Origin of the sequence: Bradyrhizobium sp. LjRoot220, from assembly GCF_964252915.1 — a bacterium.
In the GTDB taxonomy this organism is placed as follows: Bacteria; Pseudomonadota; Alphaproteobacteria; order Rhizobiales; family Xanthobacteraceae; genus Bradyrhizobium.
In genome coordinates this window covers 135,827-159,446 of record NZ_CAXUPS020000005.1, presented here as the reverse complement: position 1 = coordinate 159,446, position 23,620 = coordinate 135,827, and the positions used below count along the sequence as shown (strand labels likewise).

General features: G+C 64.6%; 23 protein-coding genes. 13 read left to right on the top strand and 10 right to left on the bottom strand.

Annotation, left to right across the window (positions count from 1 at the left end; all coding sequences use genetic code 11):
* Positions 1 to 20: 20 nt before the first annotated feature.
* The 4 genes from ptsP (at position 21) to ACSQ84_RS22000 (ending at position 5,784) form a co-directional block, all read left to right on the top strand.
* Positions 21 to 2,288 carry a phosphoenolpyruvate--protein phosphotransferase gene (ptsP, locus tag ACSQ84_RS22015; RefSeq protein WP_436213805.1) on the top strand — a complete coding sequence of 756 codons (2,268 nt, stop codon included), beginning with the start codon at positions 21 to 23 and terminating at the stop codon, positions 2,286 to 2,288.
* Positions 2,289 to 2,344: 56 nt separating this feature from the next.
* Positions 2,345 to 3,424 (top strand): peptide chain release factor 1, encoded by a 1,080-nt coding sequence (prfA, locus tag ACSQ84_RS22010; RefSeq protein WP_436213804.1) that lies wholly within the window; start codon positions 2,345 to 2,347, stop codon positions 3,422 to 3,424.
* 190 nt (positions 3,425 to 3,614) lie between these two features.
* Entirely contained in the window at positions 3,615 to 4,499 is an 885-nt protein-coding gene (gene prmC / locus ACSQ84_RS22005) for a peptide chain release factor N(5)-glutamine methyltransferase (protein WP_436213803.1), read from the top strand.
* Between the two features lie 526 nt (positions 4,500 to 5,025).
* Entirely contained in the window at positions 5,026 to 5,784 is a 759-nt protein-coding gene (locus tag ACSQ84_RS22000) for a DUF4167 domain-containing protein (protein WP_436213802.1), read from the top strand.
* Positions 5,785 to 5,926: 142 nt separating this feature from the next.
* Here ACSQ84_RS22000 and ACSQ84_RS21995 read toward each other — a convergent pair whose 3' ends face one another.
* Positions 5,927 to 6,682, bottom strand: a complete 756-nt coding sequence (locus ACSQ84_RS21995) for a class I SAM-dependent methyltransferase (RefSeq protein WP_436213801.1) — start codon at positions 6,680 to 6,682, stop codon at positions 5,927 to 5,929.
* A gap of 211 nt (positions 6,683 to 6,893) precedes the next feature.
* Between ACSQ84_RS21995 and gloB the strand changes: the two genes are divergently transcribed.
* Together gloB and ACSQ84_RS21985 are read left to right on the top strand one after the other, a co-directional pair.
* A complete protein-coding gene (gene gloB, locus ACSQ84_RS21990) occupies positions 6,894 to 7,661 on the top strand; it encodes a hydroxyacylglutathione hydrolase (RefSeq protein ID WP_436213800.1) in 768 nt (255 codons plus the stop codon).
* Positions 7,661 to 8,107 carry a cupin domain-containing protein gene (locus tag ACSQ84_RS21985; RefSeq protein ID WP_436213799.1) on the top strand — a complete coding sequence of 149 codons (447 nt, stop codon included), beginning with the start codon at positions 7,661 to 7,663 and terminating at the stop codon, positions 8,105 to 8,107. Before gloB ends, ACSQ84_RS21985 begins: the two co-directional genes overlap by 1 nt.
* Before the next feature lie 118 nt (positions 8,108 to 8,225).
* Here ACSQ84_RS21985 and yddG read toward each other — a convergent pair whose 3' ends face one another.
* The 3 genes from yddG to ACSQ84_RS21970 all read right to left on the bottom strand — a co-directional run bounded on the left by yddG (position 8,226) and on the right by ACSQ84_RS21970 (position 11,483).
* The gene (gene yddG / locus ACSQ84_RS21980; RefSeq protein ID WP_436214085.1) at positions 8,226 to 9,095 is read right to left on the bottom strand and encodes an aromatic amino acid exporter YddG; all 870 of its coding nucleotides are present in this window, start codon (positions 9,093 to 9,095) and stop codon (positions 8,226 to 8,228) included.
* Positions 9,096 to 9,310: 215 nt separating this feature from the next.
* Positions 9,311 to 10,036, bottom strand: coding sequence for an acetoacetyl-CoA reductase (phbB, locus tag ACSQ84_RS21975; protein ID WP_436213798.1), 726 nt, complete (start codon positions 10,034 to 10,036; stop codon positions 9,311 to 9,313).
* 268 nt (positions 10,037 to 10,304) lie between these two features.
* Positions 10,305 to 11,483: an acetyl-CoA C-acetyltransferase gene (locus ACSQ84_RS21970; protein ID WP_436213797.1), complete on the bottom strand. Its 1,179-nt coding sequence runs from the start codon at positions 11,481 to 11,483 to the stop codon at positions 10,305 to 10,307.
* Positions 11,484 to 11,796: 313 nt separating this feature from the next.
* Between ACSQ84_RS21970 and phaR the strand changes: the two genes are divergently transcribed.
* The gene (phaR, locus tag ACSQ84_RS21965) at positions 11,797 to 12,396 is read left to right on the top strand and encodes a polyhydroxyalkanoate synthesis repressor PhaR (RefSeq protein WP_436213796.1); all 600 of its coding nucleotides are present in this window, start codon (positions 11,797 to 11,799) and stop codon (positions 12,394 to 12,396) included.
* Between the two features lie 203 nt (positions 12,397 to 12,599).
* On the opposite strand, the gene ACSQ84_RS21960 is transcribed toward phaR, so the two are convergent.
* On the bottom strand, positions 12,600 to 14,291 hold the full coding sequence (locus ACSQ84_RS21960; RefSeq protein ID WP_436213795.1) for an EAL domain-containing protein: 1,692 nt from the start codon (positions 14,289 to 14,291) through the stop codon (positions 12,600 to 12,602).
* A gap of 255 nt (positions 14,292 to 14,546) precedes the next feature.
* Between ACSQ84_RS21960 and ACSQ84_RS21955 the strand changes: the two genes are divergently transcribed.
* The gene (locus ACSQ84_RS21955; RefSeq protein WP_436213794.1) at positions 14,547 to 14,834 is read left to right on the top strand and encodes a hypothetical protein; all 288 of its coding nucleotides are present in this window, start codon (positions 14,547 to 14,549) and stop codon (positions 14,832 to 14,834) included.
* A gap of 25 nt (positions 14,835 to 14,859) precedes the next feature.
* On the opposite strand, the gene ACSQ84_RS21950 is transcribed toward ACSQ84_RS21955, so the two are convergent.
* The 3 genes from ACSQ84_RS21950 to mtgA form a co-directional block, all read right to left on the bottom strand.
* Complete coding sequence (locus tag ACSQ84_RS21950; RefSeq protein WP_436214084.1) at positions 14,860 to 15,513, bottom strand: hypothetical protein; 654 nt, start codon at positions 15,511 to 15,513, stop codon at positions 14,860 to 14,862.
* Positions 15,514 to 15,672: 159 nt separating this feature from the next.
* Positions 15,673 to 15,858, bottom strand: a complete 186-nt coding sequence (gene rpmF, locus ACSQ84_RS21945; protein WP_027540899.1) for a 50S ribosomal protein L32 — start codon at positions 15,856 to 15,858, stop codon at positions 15,673 to 15,675.
* A gap of 153 nt (positions 15,859 to 16,011) precedes the next feature.
* On the bottom strand, positions 16,012 to 16,689 hold the full coding sequence (gene mtgA / locus ACSQ84_RS21940) for a monofunctional biosynthetic peptidoglycan transglycosylase (protein ID WP_436213793.1): 678 nt from the start codon (positions 16,687 to 16,689) through the stop codon (positions 16,012 to 16,014).
* A 199-nt stretch (positions 16,690 to 16,888) separates the two neighbouring features.
* Here mtgA and ACSQ84_RS21935 point away from each other — a divergent pair, with 199 nt between their 5' ends.
* A complete protein-coding gene (locus ACSQ84_RS21935; protein WP_436213792.1) occupies positions 16,889 to 17,809 on the top strand; it encodes a polyprenyl synthetase family protein in 921 nt (306 codons plus the stop codon).
* A 1-nt stretch (position 17,810) separates the two neighbouring features.
* Positions 17,811 to 18,500, top strand: coding sequence for a DUF1345 domain-containing protein (locus tag ACSQ84_RS21930; RefSeq protein WP_436213791.1), 690 nt, complete (start codon positions 17,811 to 17,813; stop codon positions 18,498 to 18,500).
* Positions 18,501 to 18,506: 6 nt separating this feature from the next.
* Here the strand turns inward: ACSQ84_RS21930 and ACSQ84_RS21925 are convergent, their stop codons facing one another.
* Complete coding sequence (locus tag ACSQ84_RS21925) at positions 18,507 to 20,288, bottom strand: caspase family protein (protein WP_436213790.1); 1,782 nt, start codon at positions 20,286 to 20,288, stop codon at positions 18,507 to 18,509.
* Between the two features lie 222 nt (positions 20,289 to 20,510).
* A complete protein-coding gene (locus tag ACSQ84_RS21920; protein ID WP_436213789.1) occupies positions 20,511 to 20,939 on the bottom strand; it encodes a GFA family protein in 429 nt (142 codons plus the stop codon).
* Between the two features lie 103 nt (positions 20,940 to 21,042).
* Between ACSQ84_RS21920 and ACSQ84_RS21915 the strand changes: the two genes are divergently transcribed.
* The 3 genes from ACSQ84_RS21915 (at position 21,043) to ACSQ84_RS21905 (ending at position 23,538) form a co-directional block, all read left to right on the top strand.
* Positions 21,043 to 21,417, top strand: a complete 375-nt coding sequence (locus tag ACSQ84_RS21915) for a nuclear transport factor 2 family protein (protein ID WP_436213788.1) — start codon at positions 21,043 to 21,045, stop codon at positions 21,415 to 21,417.
* 40 nt (positions 21,418 to 21,457) lie between these two features.
* The gene (locus ACSQ84_RS21910; protein WP_436213787.1) at positions 21,458 to 21,832 is read left to right on the top strand and encodes a nuclear transport factor 2 family protein; all 375 of its coding nucleotides are present in this window, start codon (positions 21,458 to 21,460) and stop codon (positions 21,830 to 21,832) included.
* A gap of 98 nt (positions 21,833 to 21,930) precedes the next feature.
* Entirely contained in the window at positions 21,931 to 23,538 is a 1,608-nt protein-coding gene (locus ACSQ84_RS21905; protein WP_436213786.1) for a Na+/H+ antiporter, read from the top strand.
* Positions 23,539 to 23,620 lie beyond the last annotated feature (82 nt).

The following is a 23,620-nucleotide window of genomic DNA, read 5'->3' as shown; positions in this document are numbered from 1 at the left end:
GCGGGGGAGGATTTTGGCAGATGCGGAGCACGTCGGGAGGCCCCCGCGTCCTGTTGAGACGGCTCCGCGAAACCATGGCGGAGCAGGTCTCCGCGCAGGAGCGGCTGGACAAGATCGTGGTCCTGATCGCGGCCAACATGGTGGCCGAGGTCTGCTCGACCTACGTGCTGCGCGTCGATAACACGCTCGAACTCTACGCCACCGAGGGTCTGAACCGCGACGCCGTCCACAGAACGGTCCTGAGCGCGCATGAGGGCCTGGTCGGCCTCGTCGCCAGCGAGGCCACCCCGCTCAACCTCTCCGACGCGCAGACCCACCCGGCGTTTTCGTTCCGCCCGGAAACCGGCGAAGAAATCTATCATTCGTTCCTCGGCGTGCCGATCCTGCGCGCCGGCAACACGCTCGGCGTGCTGGTGGTGCAGAACCGCGCCAAGCGCACCTATGTCGAGGAAGAGGTCGAGGCGCTGCAGACCACCGCGATGGTGCTCGCCGAGATGATCGCCTCCGGCGAGCTGGCGGCGCTGGCGCAGCCCGGCGCCGAGCCGGCGGCGCGGCATTCGCTGCACAAGACCGGCGCGGTCCTGTCCGACGGCATCGCGCTCGGCCACGTCGTGCTGCACGAGCCGCGCGTCGTCATCACCAATTACATCGCCGAAGACCTGCCGAAGGAAATCAAGAAGCTGGACGCGGCGCTGACCAAGCTGCGCGCCGATCTCGACCGCATGCTGGAGCGCGGCGACGTCGCCGACGGCGGCGAGCACCGCGAGGTGCTGGAAGCCTACCGCATGTTCGCCAACGACCATGGCTGGTCGCACAAGCTGCACGAGGCGGTCGCCACCGGCCTCACCGCGGAAGCCGCCGTCGAACGCGTGCAATCCGACACCCGCGCGCGCATGCTGCGCTCCACCGATCCCTATTTGCGCGACCGGCTGCACGACCTCGAAGACCTCGGCCACCGCCTGATGCGGCAATTGGTCGGCCAGGACCACGCGCCGTCACGCGAACAGCTGCCCGACAACGCGATCCTGGTCGCGCGCGCGATGGGCCCCGCCGCGCTGCTCGACTATGACCGCAAGCGGCTGCGCGGCCTGGTGCTGGAGGAAGGCACCGCGAATTCCCACGTCTCGATCGTGGCCCGCGCGCTCGGCATTCCCGCGGTCGGCGAAATCCCGAACGCGCCGGGGCTGGCCGACCCCGGCGACGCCATCATCGTCGACGGCACCTCGGGCTCGATCTATGTGCGCCCTTCGGCCGAGATCGAATCGGCCTATGCCGAGCGGGTGCGATTCCGCGCGCGGCGGCAGGCGCAATATTCGGCGCTGCGCGACAAGCCCTGCGTCACCAAGGACGGCCAGAAGATCGAACTGATGATCAATGCCGGCCTCGTCATCGACCTGCCGCATATCGACGACACCGGCAGCGCCGGCATCGGGCTGTTCCGTACCGAGCTGCAATTCATGGTCGGCCAGAGCCTGCCGCGCACCTCCGACCAGCTTGCGCTCTATCGCACGGTGCTGGATGCCGCGGGATCGAAGCCGGTCACGTTCCGCACGCTCGACATCGGCGGCGACAAGGCGCTGCCCTATATGGAAACCGTGATCGAGGAAAATCCCGCGCTCGGCTGGCGCGCGATCCGGCTCGGCCTCGACCGGCCCGGCCTGTTGCGCGGCCAGATTCGCGCGCTGCTGCGGGCCGGCGGCGGCCGCGCGCTGAAGATCATGTTCCCGATGATTTCGGAAGTCGCCGAGTTCGATCAGGCCAAGGGGATCGTCGAGCGCGAACTGACCTATTTGCGCCAGCACGGCCACGCGCTCCCAGAACGCATCGACGTCGGCACCATGGTCGAAGTGCCGGCGCTGCTCTACCAGATGGACGAACTCCTGAAGAAGGTCGACTTCGTCTCGGTCGGCTCCAACGACCTATTCCAGTTCCTGTACGCGGTCGACCGCGGCAACGCCAAGGTCTCCGAACGATTCGACACCATGTCGGCGCCGATCCTGCGGGCGTTGCGCGACATCGTGCGCAAGGCCGACGCGGCAAAGAAAAACGCCTCGCTGTGCGGCGAGATGGCGTCCAAGCCGCTGGGCGCGCTGGCGCTGATCGCACTTGGCTACCGCTCGCTGTCGCTGTCGGCGACCGCGCATGGCCCGGTGAAGGCGCTGATCCTCGAGCTCGACGCCAAGAAGGCCGAGGCGATCATGATGCCGCTGCTGGACGCGCCGGCTGGCAGCGTCTCGATTAGGCAGAAGCTGACGGAATTCGCGGAAGCCGAGGGATTGTCGTTGTAGCGAGGCTCGGTCCCGGCAACGCCCTCTTCCCTTTCCGCTATTTGAGAATTTTCCAAATGTTACCCGAAGCCAAACTCGATATCCTGCTCGCCCACCACGCTTCGCTCGAGGCGGAGCTGCTTGGTCAGCTCTCATCCGAAAAATACGTTCAGATCACGCGCGAGCTCGCCGAACTCAATCCGCTGATCGATGCCGTCAAGGCCTACCGCGCCGCCCGCGCCGAAATAGCAGACACCGAAGCGCTGCTGGCGGATTCCGCGGCCGATCCTGACATGCGTGGCATGGCGGAAGCCGAGCTCGAAACGCTGCAGGCGCGTGTCGGCGAACTTGAGCAGAAAATCCGCGTCGCGCTGTTGCCGAAAGACGCCATGGACGACCGCAACGTGGTACTGGAAATTCGCGCCGGCACCGGCGGCGACGAGGCGTCGCTGTTCGCCGGCGACCTGTTCCGGATGTATGAGCGCTTTGCCGCCCTACAGGGCTGGAAGGTCGAGGTGATCTCCGCCAGCGAGGGCACCATGGGCGGCTACAAGGAAATCGTCGCCGAGGTGCAGGGCCGCGGCGCGTTCGCCAAACTGAAATTCGAATCCGGCGTGCACCGCGTGCAGCGGGTGCCCGACACCGAAACGCAGGGCCGCATCCACACCTCGGCGGCGACCGTTGCGGTCCTGCCCGAGGTCGAGGATGTCGACGTCGACATCAAGAACGACGATTTGCGGATCGAGACCATGCGCGCGCAGGGCGCCGGCGGCCAGCACGTCAACAAGACCGAATCCGCGATCCGCATCACCCACATCCCGACCGGCATCGTGGTCATGATGCAGGACAGCCGCTCGCAGCACAAAAATCGCGCCTCGGCGATGAACATCCTGCGCTCGCGGATCTATGACGCCGAACAGCAGCGCATCAATGCGGCACGCTCCGCCGACCGCCGCGAGAAGGTCGGCTCGGGCGATCGCTCCGAACGCATCCGCACCTACAACTTCCCGCAAGGCCGCGTCACCGATCACCGCATCAACCTGACGCTCTATAAATTGCCGCAAGTGATCGCGGGTGAAGCGCTGGGCGAACTGACCGACGCGCTGACGACCGAGCATCAGGCCGCCCAACTCGCCGCCCAGGGCGCGGCGGCGTGAGTACCAGTGGCTTGTCGTCCCCGCGAACGCGGGGACCCATACTCCGCGGCCCATCGAATTGGGCGGTGAGCGCTAATACTTCCCGCAGCAACTGGCTCATGTGGTTATGGGTCCCTGCTTTCGCAGGGACGACACCGAAATTGTGGCGCGTTCGCAGGGACGACGGGATGGATTTGCGCGAGCAAGCCGCATGACCGGATCCTTCGCCGGACAATCCGTAGAGACCGCGCGGCGCGCACTCACGGCGCGCTTCAAATCCAGTGCGATCGATTCCAGCGAGCTCGATGCACGGCTGCTGGTCGGCGCCGTGCTGGGCCTCGATCTCACCGGCCTGATCACGGCCGCGCAGCGGCGGCTCACGGCGGACGAAGCAACGCGGCTGGAGGATTTCGCGCAGCGCCGCCTGCAAGGCGAGCCCACCGCGCGTATTCTCGGCCACAAGGAGTTTTGGGGACTGCCGCTGAAACTCTCGGCCGCGACGCTGGTACCGCGGCCCGACACCGAGACCGTGGTTGAGCTGGCGCTGGAATTATTGGCTGCCGGCGGCGCGCTCGGCCGCACATTGCGTATCGCCGACCTCGGCACCGGCTCCGGGGCTATTTTGCTGGCGCTGCTGTCGGAGCTGCCGAACGCACACGGGTTCGGCACCGACATTTCGTCAGCCGCGCTGCAGACCGCCACCGCCAATGCCGCGGCGGCCGGGCTCTCCGATCGTGCGACATTCGTCGCCTGCGATTACGCGTCCGGATTGACCGGGTCGTTCGACCTGATCGTGTCGAACCCGCCCTATATCCGCTCGGCGGATATCGCAGGTCTTGCCGTCGACGTCCGGGAGTACGACCCGCCGGCCGCGCTCGACGGCGGCATCGACGGGCTCGATGCCTATCGCGCGCTGATTCCCCAGGCCGCTCGCCTGATGGCGCCGGGCGCTGCCCTGGTCGTGGAGGCCGGCGAAGGCCAAAGCGAGCAGATCCGGGCTTTGATGACGGCGGCGGGATTAACGCCCGCAGGCGCCCCAAAAGCCGATCTGGCAGGCATCCAGAGGGCCGTCGCGGCCCGCAAAATGGCCCGATAAAGCCCTAATCGAACGCAAAAAACCACTTGGAATATTGTCCGGGAGCGACTACGTTCCGCCTACAACATCGGTCTAGGGTTGCCGCCCTCCGTAGGTATAATCGGGTGGGGGCCAGAGTTCTCGAAATGAGAGCCCGCCGAGTGAAAGGTTCCAAAACGCAGGTCCGATCGAGCGCAATAGCCTGAGCTGTGCTGCTCCTGACCGCAAAGCGAACGAAAGCCCGATATTGCGCTTGAAGACTTACGCAAGAAACAGTCACGCAAAGCAGTTGCGCAGAGCCTGTGCTCGCGAGACTGTTGGTGTTGGGCGTATTTCGGTCGGGCTGGTTTTGGCAGGCTAAATGATTTGATCCAGCCGGCTGTGAACGCCGGCGGTCGGGGAACGCGTCTTTGCTGAACGCGATGGTTGGCGAAATCGACGTTGTGAATTTGAACGACACCGTGAATCGGAGTGTACAGGCGTGCGCCCGATTCGGTGAGGCTACGACGGCAACTGCATAACTTCAGGGCTGGAATAAAGGCGAGACATGAGAAACGGTCAGAACAACAAGCGGATGCGTAACCGGAATAACAACAACAATAACAACAACAACAATAATAACCGGCGCGGTCAAAACCCGATGACCCGGGTGTTCGAATCGAACGGGCCCGACATCAAGATTCGCGGCACTGCCTCCCACGTTGCGGAAAAATACGTCCAGCTGGCACGCGATGCACGCTCGTCCGGCGACCCCGTGGCGGCCGAGAATTACTACCAGCATGCCGAGCATTATTTCCGCCTGATCGCCGCCGCCCAGGAGCAGTTCCGGCAGAACCAGCCGCAGCCGCGCACCGAAAGCGAAATGCCGGTCGAGGAAGGCGAGGACGAGAGCGAGAATTTCTCCCATTTCGGCCAGGAACCAGGCTTCGTGCCGCAGCAGCAACAGCCGTTCGTGCCGCGCGAAAACAATCAGCAGCGCGATTTCCAGCCGCGTGACGGGCAGCCCTTCCAGCGCGACCGCGACCAGCCGCCGCGCGAGCATCATCGCGAACAACGCGAGCATCGTCCGCAGCCGCAATATCAGCCGCAGCCCCAGCCGGTGATTGCCGATACCGGCGGCGTCGATCGCCTGCCCTCCTTCATCACCGGACCGCAGCCGCAAGTGAACGGCGCGCCCGGTTTTGAAGGCAATGCCGGCGGTGAACGTTTCCCGCGCCGCCGCCGCCGCCCGCACGGCCCGCGCCCCGACAACGTGGCCGCCGCACCGGCCGCCCCGAGCGAAGATTTCAATCCGGGGAATGAGTAGTTAGGGCTCTCTCAACTTGTCGTCCCTGCGAAAGCAGGGACCCATACGCCGCGGCCGTCCTGATGAGCGACGGTGGTTGACGACTTCCTTAACTCACAACGCCCTGTGGTTATGGGTCCCTGCGCCCGTGCGCAATTGCGCACTAGGCAGGGACGACAGTGATGCGCGTCGCCGTCGACGACGGCACCAACACCGGCTGCAGCGACGGAATCAGCCGCGTGCGTTCGCGATGCGCGGGAATCGCGCGGTAGACCTGCTTGGTCGCCTCCACGACGTGCACGCCGGCAAACGGCAGCGACAGCGCCGCGCCAACGCGCTCCCACGCCATCGCCGAGCGCAGGAACCAGCCTTTGCCGACCGGCGGCACGAACAGCGCCTCGCCCCACGCCGTCGGCGTAAACCAGGTCTGCCGCAGCAATTGCGTGATCTGCGCGCGCGAATAGGGCCGGCCGTGACCGAACGGCGTGTTGTCGGTGCGCGTCCACACCCCGCGGCGATTGGGAATCACCGCAATCAGGCGCCCCGACGGCGCCAGCACGCGCCAGACCTCGCGCAGTAGCCGCTCCGGATCGTCGGACATTTCCAGCGCATGAACCAGCAGGACACGGTCCACTGCGGCGTCCGGCAACGGCATCGAGAACTCATCGATCAGTGTCGCCAGCGCCGGCCGTGCCGTCGGCCATTTCAGCACCCCCTGCGCCGCCGGCATGAAGGCAAGACAGCGTTCGGAATCTTCGCGGAACAGGCCGAGATAGGGCGTGGGATAACCGAGCCCGAGCACGCGCAGGCCTCCTGCATTCGGCCATCTCGCCCGGATGCCGCGGTTGATCAGCTGCCGCGCTACCATGCCGAGGCGGCGCGAATAAAAATCGCGGAGGTCGATGACGTCGATGGTCATGGGCTCAATCTATCACGCCGCTGTTCCCCAGGGGTTGCGGAAATTTGCATTGCCGCATGAGCGTTAACGCCATATTTCCTGCCCATATGTGGCGTGTTAGAGCATGGTCGGGAAAGGCATGCCCCGCACCGGGATAGCGGGGTGGCACCGGTTTTCCGAAGAGATCCTGCTCAAGCAAAAAATCAACGCTCATACTGTTCGTGGAGATACCATGGCTTCGGAAATTCGCACTTTCACCTGCCTCAACGACAATTTCGGCTATTTGATCCACGATCCCGCGACCAAGGCGACCGCCTCGATCGACGCGCCGGAAGCCGGGCCGATCCTCAAGGCGCTGGAGAGCGAAGGCTGGACGCTGACCGATATTCTGATCACCCATCACCACCACGACCATGTCGGCGGCGTCGCCGAGTTGAAGCAGAAGTATAATTGCCGCGTCGTCGCCCCGCACGACAAGTCCACCGCGATCGCCAATGTCGACCTGCGCGCCAGCCATGGCGACGTCATCAAGGTCGGCGACCTCCTGGTGCGCGTGCTGGAAACCCCCGGCCACACGCTCGACCACATCTCCTATGTGTTCGACAGCGAGAAGGCGCTGTTCGCCGCCGATACCTTGTTTTCGATCGGATGCGGCCGGGTGTTCGAGGGCAACTATCCGATGATGTGGGATTCGCTGTTGAAGCTGCGTGCGCTGCCGGACGACTTCAAACTCTATTGCGGCCACGAATATACCGCCGCCAACGTCAAGTTCGCCCTCACGGTCGAGCCTGACAATCCCGCGCTGGTGGCGCGCGCCGCTGAGGTGACAAAGCTCCGTGCGGAGAACAAGCCGACGATCCCGGTGCTGCTAGGCGCGGAGAAAAAATCCAACGTGTTCCTGCGCGCCGACGAACCGTCGGTCGCCGCCAAACTTCACATGAAGGGCGCCAGTGCCGCCGACGTGTTCGGCGAATTGCGCGAACGCAAGAACAAGTCCTGATGACGCTCCCGGCCAATGCTGCCGAGATGAGCGCCGCCGAGATCATCGCGCGGCTGGAGCTGAAGCCGCATCCGGAAGGCGGGCACTATCGCGAGACGTTTCGCGATACCCGTACGGATGCGAGCGGCCGTTCGCGATCCACCGCGATCTATTTCCTGCTGGCGCGCGGCGAGCGTTCGCACTGGCATCGCATCGATGCCGTCGAAGTCTGGCATTACTACGCCGGCAGTGCGCTGACCCTGAAGATTGCAGACGATGACGGGCGATGGAGCTTTAAACTCGGCCCGAACCTCGCCGCCGGCGAGCAGCCGCAGGCGATCGTGCCGCCCGATACCTGGCAGGCCGCCGAGAGCACCGGCGACTGGACATTGGTCGGCTGCACCGTGGCGCCCGGATTCGATTTTACGAAGTTTGAGATGGCGCCGAAGGATTGGGAGCCGGAGTGATTTGTCATTCCGGGATGCGCCACTGGGCGCAGGCCCGGAATCCATACTCCCGATCGTGGTTATGGATTCCGGGCTCGTGCTTCGCACGCCCCGGAATGACGAGATTGGCGAACACGCGTCAGCGCTTCCACACCATATCCCTTGCCGCGATCAACCCGCCGCCGGCGATCAGGATCGCAGCAATGGCAATCGTGGCGCTCGCCGTGGCAAAGCCTGCGAGGATCAAAAACGCGGTCGAGAGCAACGGCGTCGCATAGGACGCCGCGCCCAGCACGCGGATGTCGCCGCGCTTCATGCCGATGTCCCAGGTGAAGAACGCGGCGCCCACCGGGCCGACACCGAGCGCTGTGATGGCAAGCCACTGGCCGACTGTCTCAGGCCAGACCGTGGTCTCGACCATGCCGTGAACCAGTGCCGCGAGCAGCGCGGTCGCAAGGCAAAAACCGGCGACGGCATCGGTCGGCACCGCCTTGAGCTTGCGCGACATCACCGAATAGGCCGCCCACACAAAGGCGGCGACGAAGGCCGCCGCCAGTCCGGGGATCTGGTCCGGCGCGAAGCCGCCGCCGCTATTGCCTGACAACAGCAGCACCGTGCCGGCAAGACCGAGCAGCGCGCCGATGATGTGATGCGGCGCCAGCCGCTCGCCGGGCAGCAGCGAGGAGAACAGCACGATCAAGAGCGGCCAGAGATAATTCAAAAGCCCGGCTTCGGCCGGCGGCGCAAAGCGCAGCGCCAGGAAGTACAGGGCGTGATAGCCGAACAGCCCGCCGACGCCGACCACCCACGCGGTCGGCGATTGCCGCAGCGCGCCGAAGGCCGCGGGCCGCCAGATGAAGCTGATGAAAGCGACCCCAGCGCCGATCGCGAACGTCATCGCCGCGAGCTGGAACGCCGGAATTTTTCCGGTCGCAACCGTCAACACTGACAGCAGCGACCACATCAGGATCGCGGTCAGTCCGATTAGTGTGGCGGTGCGGGGGGTCATGCGGCCGTCAATGGTCGAAGTTGTTTTCGTCATGGCTGGGCTCGTCCCGGCCATCCACGTCTTCTTTGTTGTCGAGTTGTAAAGACGTGGATGCCCGGCACAAGGCCGGGCAAGACGACTTCTCGGTATGTTGTAACGGCGAACGACCGAGCGAACCCGAATCTCGGGATTCCGGGTCCACGCGTTACCGCGTGTCCCGGAATGACTGCGTCACATCACACCATATACTGCCCGCCATTGATCGTCAGCGTCGATCCGGTGATGGCGCCGGCATCGTCGGCGGCGAGGAACACCACCGCGCGGGCGATTTCCTCGGGCTCGCCGAGGCGATTGACCGGGATCAGCGGCAGGATGCTCTTCTCCAGCACGTCCTTCGGCACCGCCTGCACCATTTCGGTGTTGATGTAGCCGGGGCAGATCGCGTTCACGGTGATGCCGCCCTTGGCATTCTCCAGCGCCAGCGCCTTGGTGAAGCCGATATCGCCGGCCTTGGCAGCCGAATAATTGACCTGGCCGAACTGTCCCTTCTGGCCGTTGATCGAGGAGATGTTGATGACGCGGCCGAACTTGCGGGCACGCATGCCTTCGATCACCTGACGGGTCATGTTGAACAGTGAGCCGAGATTGGTGTTGATGACCGCGTTCCACTGATCGAGCGTCATCTTGTGGAAGGCGCCGTCCTTGGTGATGCCGGCATTGTTGACGAGAACGTCGACCGGACCAAGTTCAGCTTCGACTTTCTTGACGCCTTCCGCGCAGGCGTCGAACGAGCTGACGTCCCATTTGTAGACGGGAATGCCGGTCTCCGATTTGAATTTCTCCGCCGCCGTATCGTTGCCGGCATAGCTCGCCGCCACCTTGTAGCCCGCAGCCTTCAGCGATTTGCTGATCGCAGCACCAATGCCCCTCGTGCCCCCCGTAACCAATGCAACACGTGCCATGTCGTAGTCCTCCTCTGGTCTTTTTTAGAAGCCGGAATTGCCCCGGTCTTTGACGAAGCCTGACTGGTCGAGTCCGGCGCGCTCCTCACGCGGCAGCGCACCAGAGATGAAAATGCCCGGCGCGAGACCGGGCATTTCAGTTTTATCGATTTGCTCTGCGGTTGACAGATGAAGTTTTCATCAACAACGCATCCATTCTGCCTTTTTATCTTACTTACGCGTTTTCTTCACGCGAACCGGGATCCACTTCGCTTGAAAACGCTATGGTTCAGTCGCGTGCAATGCACATGGCAATGCCCATGCCGCCGCCGATGCACAGCGTGGCGAGGCCCTTCTTGGCATCGCGCTTCTGCATTTCGTGCAGCAGCGTCACCAGCACGCGGGCGCCGGAAGCGCCGACGGGATGGCCGATCGCAATCGCGCCGCCATTGACGTTGACCTTGGACGTATCCCAGCCGAGGTCCTTGTTGACCGCGCAGGCCTGTGCGGCAAACGCTTCGTTGGCCTCGATCAGGTCGAGATCGCCGATGTTCCAGCCGGCCTTCTTGAGCGCGGCACGGGAAGCCGGGATCGGCCCGGTGCCCATGATCTTGGGATCGACGCCGGCCTGGCCCCAGGAGACGATGCGGCCGAGGACTTTCCTGCCTTCCTTGGCGGCCTGCTTGGCGGTCATCAGCACGACCGCGGCGGCGCCGTCATTGATGCCGGACGCGCTGCCGGCGGTGACGGTGCCGTCCTTCTCGAAAGCGGGCTTCAGCTTGGCCATCGAGTCGAGGGTGGCGCCATGACGCGGGTATTCGTCGGCGCTGACGATGATGTCGCCCTTGCGGGAGTTGATGGTGACGGGAACGATCTCGTCCGTGAATTTGCCGGCCTTCTGCGCGGCCTCGGCCTTGTTCTGCGAGTGAACCGCGAATTCGTCCTGCTGGGCGCGGGTGATCTGGTACTGCCGCGCGACGTTCTCGGCGGTGTTGCCCATGTGGTAGCCGTTGAAGGCATCCCACAGGCCGTCCTTGATCATGGTGTCGACCAGTTCCAACCCGCCCATCTTGACGCCGCCGCGCAGATATTGCGCGTGCGGGGCCATGCTCATGGATTCCTGGCCGCCGGCGACGACGATTTCCGAATCGCCGTTGAGCAGCGCCTGATAGCCGAGCGCGACGGTGCGCAGGCCGCTGCCGCAGAGCTGGTTGACGCCCCAGGCCGGGCTTTCCACCGGGATGCCGGCCGCGATCGAGGCTTGGCGGGCCGGATTCTGGCCCTGCGCCGCGGTCAGGATCTGCCCCATGATGACTTCGGAAACGCGGCCGGGCTCGATGCCGCCCCGCTCCAGTGCGGCCTTGATGGCGATGGCGCCGAGGTCATGCGCCGGGGTGGTGGCGAACGCGCCGTTGAAACTGCCGACCGGGGTGCGGGCGGCGCTGACGATGACGACATCGTCTGACATGGACATCTCCTGTGGGCTTGAGGTTCTTGACGGCGGGCGGCCGGTTGGCGGGCCTGTCTCTTGGGCCTATCCTGTTAACCTAGGCATCCTGTGTCAATCGGCCAGGGGGCAAAATCCCGCCGCGGCGCATTCAAAATGGCGTCCCTGGCAGTTTCCATAGCAGTGCCCATGCCTTGGAATTAACCGTGGCGCACAAAACGGTAGCCGAACCGCATTGAAAATGCTTACTTTGCTGCGTTGCGTTGCTCGTCTGCCCGCCGGCGATGCCCGTCGGGTTCCCCGCTCTCGGTATCGATGTGTGAGCCCCATGGCCATGGCCAAGTCAGACCAACCCACGACGATCAAGAAATACGCCAATCGGCGGCTCTATAATACCGGCACCAGCACCTATGTGACGCTCGAGGATCTCGCGGCGATGGTGAAGGATGGCGAGGATTTTCTCGTCTATGACGCCAAGACCGGTGACGACATCACCCGCTCGGTGCTGGCGCAAATCATCTTCGAACAGGAAAACAAGGCCGGGCAAAATCTGCTGCCGACCACGTTCCTGCGCCAATTGATCCGCTTCTACGGCGACAGCATGCAGATGGTGGTGCCGAAATATCTGGAACAGTCGATCGACACGCTGACGCGCGAGCAGGAAAAATTCCGCAAGCAGCTCACCAATACGTTCTCGGGAACGCCGTTCGCGCCGCTCGAAGAGCACGTCCGCCGCAACATGGAACTGTTCCAGCAGACGTTCTCGATGTTCAAGCCGTTCGTGCCGCCGCGCGGCGGCGCGACATCGCCCGAGCCGGAGAAAGTGCCGGAGCCGGCGGCCGACGAAGCCAACATCGACGACCTTCGCCGTCAGATGAAGGACATGCAGGACCGCCTCGAGCGCATGTCGAAAGAGCCGAAGAAGGAAGAGTAGTTCTCTCTTCGGCGCTATAGAGCGACTCTCGCCACACGTCGTCCCGGGTTGACCTCAGATGCGCAATTGCGCATCGGGGGACCCATACGCCGCGGCCTATCAATGAGGCGCTGTGGTAGACGCCTTCGCGCAACAATAAAGATTTGTGGTTATGGGTCCCGGGTCAAGCCCGGGACGACACCGGAAAAATCAACGCAAGAATCCTAACTCGCCGCGGGCAACACGGCCGCGCCCGGCACGCTCCACGGCCGCTCCGGTGACGCGAGGCCGATCAGGCGGCCCTGGATATAGTCGCAGCCCCATTCGCGCAGCATCACCGCGGACTCCTCGTCCTGCACCCATTCCGCCACCGTCTTGATCTGCAGCCGGCGCGCCAGATCGATCAGCGTCTGCACGAAGGCGCGATCATCGGCCGAGCGCGCGATGTTCTGCACGAAGGCGCCGTCAATCTTGACGATGTCGACGCCAAGCTTGCGCAAATTGCGGAATGAGGTGTAGCCGGCGCCGAAATCGTCGATCGCGATCCGGCTGCCGAAATTCTTCAGCTTGGTGACGAAGCCTCTGATGTCGTCGATATCCTGGATTGCCACCGTTTCGGTGATCTCGACGATCAGCCGTTCTCCGACACCCGTATTGGCACGCATCAGCGATTCGATCGTGCTCCACCAGTCCGGGTCCATCGTGGTGGCGGGCGAGATGTTGAGGCTGAGCCGCACGTTCGGTGAAGCGGCTAGCTCGGCGACCGCGAGTTCAAGGACGCGGTGATCGACCAGCCGGATCAGGCCGAGCCGCTCGGCGACGGGCACGATATCGGGCGCCAGCAGCGCCTGGCCGTCGTCCTGCTCCATCCGCACCAGGCATTCGTAGAACGCCGGCTGCCGCGAGCGCGCTTCGACCACCGGCTCGAACGCGGTCACGATCCGGCGCTCGTTCAGCGCAGTGACGATTTCATCGGTGACGCGGATATTGACGCGGCGCTGGGCGTCGCGCTCGACATTCGGACGCCATAGCGAGAACGACCCGGCACGGCGGCTCTTGGCGGCATCCAGCGTTTCCTGGGCGCGGGTGACGGCCTCATCGGCGCTGCGGGCGTAACGCGGGATGCTGATCGCGCCGATCGATGCGGTCACCGACACCGGGCCGGACACGGTCGGCACCACCTCGTCGCGGATGCCGGCCAGAAACCGCTCGGCCGCGACATTGGTGTCGTCGACGGTGCAATTGCGCAGGATCAGCCCGAACTTGTTGCCGGAGAATCGCCCCAGCACGTCGCCGCCGCGCAGCCGCGCGCGAATGCGCTTTCCGACTTCCGCGATCACGCCATCGGCAACATCGAAGCCGAAGGCGTCGTTGATGCGCGCCAGATGATCGATGCCGATCAGCATGAAAGCGCAGGACGAGCGGAAGCGGGCGGCCTCCTCGATCGCCTCGGCGAGCGCGGCGATCAGGTGGCTGCGATTGAGTTCGCCGGTCAGCGGGTCGTGCCGCGAGAGCCGCACCAGCTGTTCGTCGCGGGCGTGGCGCTCATTTTCGACGCGGACGATGCCTTGCGCGCGCGCCGGCCTGCCGTCGGCGCCGGCGAACCAGCAGCCGGTTTCCTCGATCCAGATCACAGGCGCGGAGGTCGAGGCCCGCACGCCATATTCGATCCGGTAAGCGACGCCCTCGCCGCTGCGCGCCGGCGCAGTATGACCCAGCGCGTCCGAGCGGATCGAAGCTTTCGGCTCGATTAGCCTGGCGAATTCGGCGCCGCTTTTCAGCGCTTGCGCGGGAATGTCGGTGAAAACGGCGGCGGCGTTATCGCTCCAGGCGATGCTGTCGGTGACCAGATCCCAGACGAAAGTGGCCTGCCCGAGCGACGCGAGGATGCTGGAAGCTTGCGGGACAGCGGACATCAATGTCGCCTCGATTCAGGACAGCCCAGGGACAGGCCAAGGACAAGCAAGATGATTCTGGCAGCTTAAAGATAGTGGCTCTTGCGAATCAGACGCTAGGCAAAGTTCATAAATAATCTGGAAACCACGTTTTACGGATGTCGCAAACCCGGAAGGAACGAACCGGCACGCATCGGCATAGGGCTTGCGAGAAGCAAATCTCAGCGGGGCGGCACGTCCCAAAACGCGACAGTTTTTAGCCGGTTACGGTCTCCGATGCTCGATACCGAACAATCAGAAGATATCCTGGACGGCGAGGTCTCCGACGCCGACGCGCCGGCCTGTGTCGCGCTCGTGCCGGTGGCCCAACCGGTGCAATGGTCGCGGAAGTCGACCATGGCGCGGCCTGATCCGACCTTTGTCGCCCACCTCATCGCAACCGCCGATCAGGCGCCGCAGACCCGCAGCATGCGGCGCGCTTCGCCGGAGGATGTGCAGACGGCCTACGGCGCACACCCGCAGGAACGACGCAGCGTGGCACGGCGGACCCGGCAGGTCATCTGAACAAGAAATCCGATCCGACGACCGCTCAGCGCGGCGGCGTGTCCGGCGACGGCGTCGTGCCGCCACCCGGCTGTATCCCCGGCGAGGGGACTTCCGGCGAAGCCGCATGGGGCGCGGCCGCAGGCGCGGGTGCCGGTTCGGGGCGACCCTGCAGCACGGATTCAGCAACCGACGCAGCGGGCGGCACCGCCGCGGATGCCGGCGCAGGCGCAGGCTCAGGTTTCGGCTCGGCCACCGCCGGATCGGCCTTAGGCTCGGCCTTCGGTTCAGCGCTTCTTGCGCTTTTGGCGGAAGCCGCCGGTGCCGCGACGGCGCGACGCCGCGTGCGCAAGGCGAGGCCGGACAGGAAGTCCACCAGAGAAAGCGCCGTCAGCAGGAAATAGGTTGAGGTGCCGAACTTCGGCCACAGCACGAATTCGGCGGCGGCCGCACCGAACACGATCAGCGAGAGCAAATGGTCGGTGAGATATTTCGCGCCAGGACGCGCGCCTTTGACGATCTCGGCCAGCAGCAGCACGATGCCGAGCGAAATCAGCACATCGCTCAGCGTCACCTGCCATTCCGCGCCCGACATCAGCGTCAGCTTCAGCAGCGGCGTGCCGAAGGCGACCTCCGGCATCAGGAAGGCGATGATGTTGTAGATCGCGAGCGGAATCAGGAGGAGCGGAAATCCGACCATGGACATCGGCGAGGCCTTAACTCAAGGAAACCGGACTACAGGAAACCGGAACGTTCCCGGGCGAAGCATCGCGCCTCGCCCCTGGAACCGTGTTACCCTATTCGTTGGCCTAATTCAGCCAGGCACGGCGAGGGCCGCGCCTTAAGACCTGCGGCCCGGTCAGGATTCCTTCTTGGCCTTCAGAACCTGCCGGCCCTTGTACATGCCGGTCTTCAGGTCGAGGTGGTGCGGACGGCGCAATTCGCCCGAATCCTTGTCTTCGGCATAGGTCGGCTTCTTCAGGGCGTCCGCCGAGCGGCGCATACCACGCCGCGAGGGCGATGTTTTTCTTCTGGGAACGGCCATAACGGTCCTCTAGGGGTGTTGTCGGAGGCATCGTCCCGGTAGGACCGCCCAGCGCTTCAAAGCACGGGCTACGATGCCGATAAGGCCGCGCTTATAGAGGAAGGAATGGCGTAAAGCTAGGGTTGGGCGCGGTTAAAACGGCCCAAAATTGGCTCAGAAAGCACGATTCTCGCTCCAGCACCGCTGCGATGCGGCGACGTTCGCCCGGGCCATGTACGTCCCGGCCAAACGCCGCACCCCGGGGCCGGGATTGCGGGCGCTGCGCCTGACCGGATTGGGCAGGATCGCCGCCAGCAAGGCTGCCTCCCGCGGCGACAGGGCGGCGGCTGAACGCCCGAACGCGTAATGGGACCCCGCCTCGGCCCCGAACTGCCCGGAAGGGCCGAGTTCGGCGATATTGAGGTAGATCTCGAGGATCCGCTGCTTGGGCAATACCAGGTCGATCCACATCGCCAGCGGCAGTTCCAGCGCCTTGCGGACCACGCTGCGGCCCGGCCACAGGAACAGGTTCTTGGCCACCTGCTGGGTGATGGTCGAACCGCCGCGGGTGACCTCGCCCTCCTCGGCGTCGTCCATCACCTCGCGCAGCGCGCCCCAATCGACGCCATGATGGCTGCAGAATTTGGCGTCCTCGGAGCCCACCACCGAACGCGGCAGCGCCGGCGAAATCGCCTTGAAATCGATCCATTGCCGCGACACCGGCGCGCCCTTGAGCCAGCGCCAAGCCATCAGCGTCGAGACCGGATGGCCGCTGCGATAGAACGGCGTCACCAGATACGGCAGCAACAGCCCCACCAGCAAAATCAGCAATAAAATTCGAACGAAGCGCAAATTCGGATGCTTCCGGTTCAGCCGAGCCGGCTCGAGGAGCGACCAAGAGACCCCTTAATCGATGACATCACCATGATATTTCGCGGGTTTTCCAGCGCTTTTAAGGCGATTCCGGCCTGGCTGCGGAATTGACTGACGCCGTGCCATCAACGATTGTCCGGCCAAATTGACGACCAAGTTAACCTGGAGCCATTGTTAAATGACGAGCGCCACTGCCGACTTTACCAAGCGATTGGACCAGACCGCGGAGGATACCGAGGCCCTGCTGGCGAAGCTGTTGTCGGATACACTATTGCCCGACGAGATCGCACGGCCGAAGCGGCTGATGGACGCGATGCGCTATTCCAGCCTCGGCGGCGGCAAAAGGCTGCGGCCGTTTCTGGTAGTCGAGAGTTCCGCCGTGTTCGGGGTTCCGCGCGACGCTGCCCTGCTCGCGGGCGCGGCGCTCGAATGCATCCACTGCTATTCGCTGATCCATGACGACCTGCCGGCGATGGACAACAGCGACCTGCGTCGCGGCCGTCCGACGCTGCACAAGAAGACCGACGATGCCACCGCGATCCTCGCCGGCGACGGTTTGCTGACGCTGGCGTTCGACATCGTGACCCGCGACGAGATTCATAGCGACCCGACCGTGCGCCTGCTGCTGACGCGCGCATTGGCACGCGCCTCGGGCATCGGCGGCATGGTCGGCGGCCAGATGCTCGACCTCGCCGGCGAAGGCCGGTTCGGCGACCGCGAGCCGGTCGACGTGGCGCGGCTGCAGCAGATGAAGACCGGCGCGCTGTTGCGCTATGGCTGCATCGCCGGCGCGATCCTCGGCCAGTCGACGGAGCAGCAATATCAGGCGCTCGACGATTACGGCCGCGCGCTCGGCGAGGCGTTCCAGATCGCCGACGATCTGCTCGACGTCGAAGGCGATGCCGCCGCCCTCGGCAAGCCGGCCGGCGCCGATGCGGCACTCGGCAAGACCACCTTCGTCACCCAGCTCGGCATCGACGGCGCCAAGCAGCGCGTGCGCGATCTGTTGGCGCGTGCGGATTCCGCATTGTCGATCTTCGGCGCCAGGGGCGACGTGCTCAAGGCCGCGTCGCGTTTCGTCGCCGACCGCAAAAGCTGACGTGCCATCGCAGCAGCAGGAACTCGACGAGTTCGTCGACCGGTTCAGGGAAAAGCCGGTTCTGCTCCGTGTGGTCTATGGACGGCCACGCACCTTCATCGCGATCGCGGCCGGCATCGTCGCGTTCTTCCTGCTGCCGGGCTCGTTGCGGCTGGTGACGCGGCTGCTGGTCAGCTGGGACAGCTTCGTCGCGCTGTATCTGGTGCTGGTTTTCGCCATGGTGTTTCGCAGCGGCATGGCGCACATCCGGCGCAACGCGGTGCTGCAGGACGACGGCCGCTTCCTGATCCTGCTGCTGACGGCGCTCGGTGCGTTCGCCAGCATCGCCGCCATCGTGTTCGAACTCGGCGCCTCGAATCGCAGCACGCCGGGGCTGGTGCTGGCGACGGTGACCATCGCCCTGTCATGGGCAGCGGTGCACACGGCGTTCTCGCTGCACTACGCGCATGAATACTACCGCAGCGGCACACCGGGCGGCCTGCAGTTTCCAAGCGGCGACCGGCATGAGGACGCCGACTACTGGGATTTCGTCTATTTCTCGTTCGTGATCGGGATGACCGCGCAGGTCTCCGATGTCGGGATCACCGACAAGATCATTCGCCGCACCGCGACCGTGCACGGCATTATCTCATTCGTGTTCAATACCGCGCTGGTCGCGCTGATGGTCAATATCGCCGCGAGTGCGATCTAAGAAGCCTCAGCGGCACACCTCGACATTGCCACCGCTTGGCCATGGACCGCCCTGGGCAAACGTCTTGTATTCGACGCGGCAGCCGGCGCTCACGGAACGGCAGCCGGCCTGATCGCATACGACCTGACCGGATGCCCGGCCGGACGCTTGAGGCCTGGGCGCACCGGCCTCGGGCCGCGGCCGTTCGCGCACCGGACGCTCCGGGCGATCATCGGTGTCGCGCTTGGCCACCGGCTTGTTGGCGCGGCGCTTTTCGCACTCATTGTCATCGTTGAGCACCGAACCCTGGGCGCAGGTGATCCTGCTGCAGCGGTCGCCGTCGGCCTTGAAGCCATGTTCGCAGACCAGCGGACACACGCGGGACGGCTTCAGCTTGATCGCATCGAGCGCGTCGATGCTGGCCACTTTGGTATCGAGCCTGGTCCCGGCGTAGCGGTTGAACAGCGTCAGCGAGCGCTGCGAAGCCGGGTTCCAGTCGCCATCGGCGGCGCCGGTCAGGCAGCCGACACGGCGCAGTTCGGCCTGTACCGATCTGGTGATGTCGGCCGGGGCCGGTCCCGGCGGGAGAGCCGCGAGATTCACGGGCTTGTCCTTGCCGGCCGCAGGCGATTCAGCCGCGAGGCGCTTCTGTTCGGCGGCGGTGGCCTGGTCCTGCGCAATCTGCTTGGCCTTTTCGGCGGCGATTCGCGCCTGCTCGGCGGCCCTGGCGTCGGCATCGGCCTTCGACTGCTGCGACTTCTGGGCGCCCTCGGCGACCAGCCGTGCCCGCTCCTGCTCGGCCAGCCGTGCCTTCTCGGTGGCCGCGATGCGGATTTCCTCAGCGGCGATCTTGTCGAGCTGCAGCTTGGCGAGGCTGGCATAGAAGCCGTCAGGATATTGCTTGAGGAAGGCGTCGAGCGCGTGTTTGTTGCCGAGCTGCAGCGCCAGTTCGTAGTCGCGGCGGGCTTCGGCCTGCGCGCTGAGCGCCGGCGCCGGCGCGGCCACGGCGGGCGCCGCTTTGGCGGGTGCCGGCACCAGCGGCACGTCTTCGCCGCCCAGCGAACCATAGACAAATGGCTCCTGCCGGTTGCCGGTGGTCTTGAGCACTTCGTCACGGATGAATCCGAAAGCCCGGCGTACGTCGAGCCCCGGCGTCGCAATGTGGCGCGACAGCGCTGACGTGAACGGGCTGTTCGTGCCGTCGCCATCGGCTGCGGTGAACCCGGCCTTGGCCGAATAGGCGATCAGCACGTTGGGGCTGGTCGGCTCGACCTTGGCCAGGCCCTGCCCGATCGCACGCGAGGCGACGGTCCGCTTCATGGACTTGGCAAACGGATTGTCGCGGCAGGCGTCGAGAATGACGAGCCGCAATTTCTTGGCCGGCTCGATCGCGATCAGCACCCGATCCAGCGAGAGCGCCTCGTCGTAAACATCCGTATCGCGTTCCAGCTTCGCATCCACCGGAATCAGATAGTTCGAGCCGTCCACCTCGATGCCGTGGCCGGCGTAATAGACCACGGCGATGTCGGCATCGCGCGCGCGGTCGGCGAAGTCGCGCAGCGCACGCCGGGTTTCGGCCGCGGGCAGATCGCGGCGGGAATCGACGACATCGAAGCCGGCCTCCTTCAGCGTCGCGGCGATCCTGGCGCTGTCGTTAACCGGATTGGCAAGCTGCGGGACATTCTTGTAGGCGGAATTACCCAGCACCAGGGCGACGCGCTTCTCGGCAAACGCCGGCTGGCACACGGCCAATAGTGCGGCGGCGGCAAGAAGCCATCGATGCAATTTTGGAGATCCAGACCTGATCATGGCGCTTCCGGAGCCTCGCCTATTCTAACGCCCGACCTGCCTAACATGGGCTTCGGCCAGGCTTTGTGAGTTGGGTCACGAACCGCATCGACCTGGATCGCGCCGCCATTTTAGTCTCGTTAGTCTGGTTAGTCCGGCAACCAGGCCCCAGGTTTGCCCGTTGCCGATCATGCTTTACGCCGGGTTCCTCCGACCGCCAATAGCTACGCCGATTCCGCGCCTTCAGCGCGAGACAAGGTGGGCCTGGTACTGCGGCAAATCGTCGGTGATGGAGAACCAGGGCGCCTTGGAACCCACGAAGATGTGGGCGGTCGGGCGGATCGCGGGAGCGTCGACCAGCGTCCCCATCGCGACATGGACGAACGCGCCATCGCGTACCACCGAATAGAGCAAGGAGCCGCACCGCCGGCAGTGCGCGTCATGGCCGGCATCGTCGCCATGGATCATCACATTGTCGTCACCGCTGGCGATGCTGAGCCTGTCGCGCGCGATGCCGGCAAACGGCTTGAATGCCGAACCGGTGGTCCGCCGGCAATTCGAACAATGGCAATTGAGGGCATATTCGAATGAATCATCCACGGCGTAGCGCACCGCGCCACAGAAGCATTCTCCGGCCAGAATGCGAGCATTCGAATTTGCTGAACCCGTCATCAATTCATTCCCTGCGGCGATCTTGAACTCACCCATAGCGCAATTCATCTGTTCGTGGCTTACTTGAACTCGAACAATCCGGCATCTTTTGGGGAGGACTATTGTGAGCGAGAACCGATCGAGCGTCGAAGCCGTCGTCCAGGATTATTTCGACGGCCTGTATGAAGGCAATGCCGACAAGCTCGGCGCCATCTTCGATCCTACCGCCGATTTGCGCTGGGTGGAGAAGGGCGAACTGCAGGTGCTGACCGTGCCGGACTGGCTCGACCGCGTGCGCAAGCGGCCGTCGGCCAAGGCGGAAGGCAAGCCGCGCGAGGATTTCATCGTCACGATCGACCGCTCGGACGAATCCACCGCCTTCATCAAGGTGCGCTGCCAATTGCCGCCGCGTTATTTCACCGACTATCTGGTAGCGATGAAGCTCGCCGACGGCTGGAAGATCGTTTCGAAGTCCTACCGCTACGATCTGCGTGAATGATGGCTGCGCGCTGCGCGAGCCTGCATGTGAGGACCGCTCCGTGAACTATGACCGCTCGACCCTCGAGGCCGTGATCCAGCATTATTTCGACGCCGTCCATGAAGGCGACGTCGACAAGCTTGGCGCGATCTTTCATCCCTCCGCCGATTTGCGCTCGCTGGAGCGGGGCAGGCTGAAGGTCATCAGCATGCCCGACTGGCTGGATTACTTCCGCAAGCGGCCGTCGGCCAAGGCGGAGGGCAAGCCGCGCGAGGACTTTATCGTCACGGTCGACCGCTCGGACGAGTCCACCGCCTTCATCAAGGTGCGCTGCCAGTTGCCGCCGATGTATTTCACCGACTATCTGGTGGCGATGCAGCTCGCGGGCGGCTGGCAGATCGTCTCGAAGTCCTACTGCACTGATCTGCGCGAGTAGCCTGCGCTCCGATTTTCAGCGAAGCACGATCGCGTTCCGTCCGCGGGTCCATCCGACCGGATTGACGCGCGAGGGTTTCCCTGCGAATTGGGACGATCATGGAGGCCAAGTTTCAGATCTTTCTAATCCTGCTCGCGGTGCTGGCCGGCACCGCGCTGCTGGCCCGGCGTATCAGCCTGGCGCCGGCTATCCTGATGATGCTCGCCGGCATCGTACTCGCCTTCGTGCCGGGCATGCCCTCGATCGAACTGCCGCCCGAACTGGTGCTGCTGGTAGTGCTGCCGCCGCTGATCTATTCGGCCAGCGTCGCCATGAGCTGGCGCGATTTCAAATCCAACCTCCGCCCGATCGTCCTGCTGGCGGTCGGCTGCGTGATCTTTACCGCCTTCGCGGTCGCCGCGGCGACGCATTATCTGATCGGGCTGCCGTGGACCGTCGGCTTCCTGCTGGGCGCCATCGTCGCACCGCCCGACGTGGTGGCGCCGCTGGCGATTGCCCGCAAGCTTGGCTTGCCGCGCCGGATCCTCGTCGTGCTCGAGGGCGAGGGCCTGGTCAACGATGCGACCGCGCTGATCCTCTATCGCTTCGCGGTGGCGGCGATCACGACCGGCATGTTCTCGCTGCCGAAGGCCACCGGCACGTTCGCCGCCATCGTCGTCAGCGAACTGCTGTTCGGCCTCGCGGTGGGCTGGCTCAGCCTGCGCATGCGCCACCGCGCGCGCGACCCGCAGGTCGAGATCACGCTGTCGTTGATCACGCCCTACCTCGCGTTCTGGGTTCCCCACCATTTCGGCGGCTCCGGCGTGATCGCCACCGTCGCCTGCGGGCTTTACATGAGCTGGAACGGGCCGCTGCTGATCTCGTCGGCGACCCGCCTGCAGGGCATCTTCTTCTGGGACCTCGTGATCTACCTGATCGAGGGCTTTCTGTTTCTGCTCACCGGCTTCCAGATGCGCTCGCTCTACGAGAAGTCGAAGGCGTTTCCGCTCGACGACATCCTGATCGCCACCGCGCTGGTCGCCGGCATCATCATCGTGGCGCGTTTCGCCTGGGTCTATCCCGCGACCTACCTGCCGCGGCTGATGAGCAGGCGCCTGCGCGAGCGCGATCCGCCGCCATCCTGGCGCATCACATTCGTGGTCGCCTTCACCGGCGTGCGCGGCGCGGTGTCGCTGGCCGCGGCACTGGCGCTGCCGCTCGCGCTGCCCGGCGGCGATGCGTTTCCCCATCGCGACCTGATCCTGTTCGTTGCCTTCGGCGTCATCTTCATCACGCTGATCGGGTTGGGGCTCAGCCTGCCGGCGGTGGTGCGATGGCTCGGGGTGGCGCGGGCCGGCCGCGACGAACACATCGCCGAGCACGAATCCGAAATCGCGGCGCGGCGCGAGGCACTCGCTGCCGCGCTGAAATCGCTCGACGCCATCACCAACGACCGCGAATTGACCGACGAAGTCGTCAAGCTGCTGCGCGCGAGGCACGAATCCCGCACCAACCAGCTGCCCGGTGCGCTCGATCCCGGCGGCGAGGACGCCTCGACAGCCGGCATCGAACTGACACGCGAATTGATTGCGAAGGAGCGCAAATTCATCCACGCCCTGCTGCGCGACGGCAAGATCACCGACGAGACGCGGCGCCGGATCGAGCGCGACCTCGATCTGGAAGAAGCGAGTTTGAGCAATCGGGAGTATCGGCGGATTCCGCTTTAACTTTCGTCATTGCGAGGAGCCACCGGGTCGCGCGAATGCGCGCCCGATGACAGGCTCCGCGACGAAACAATCCATCAATCCG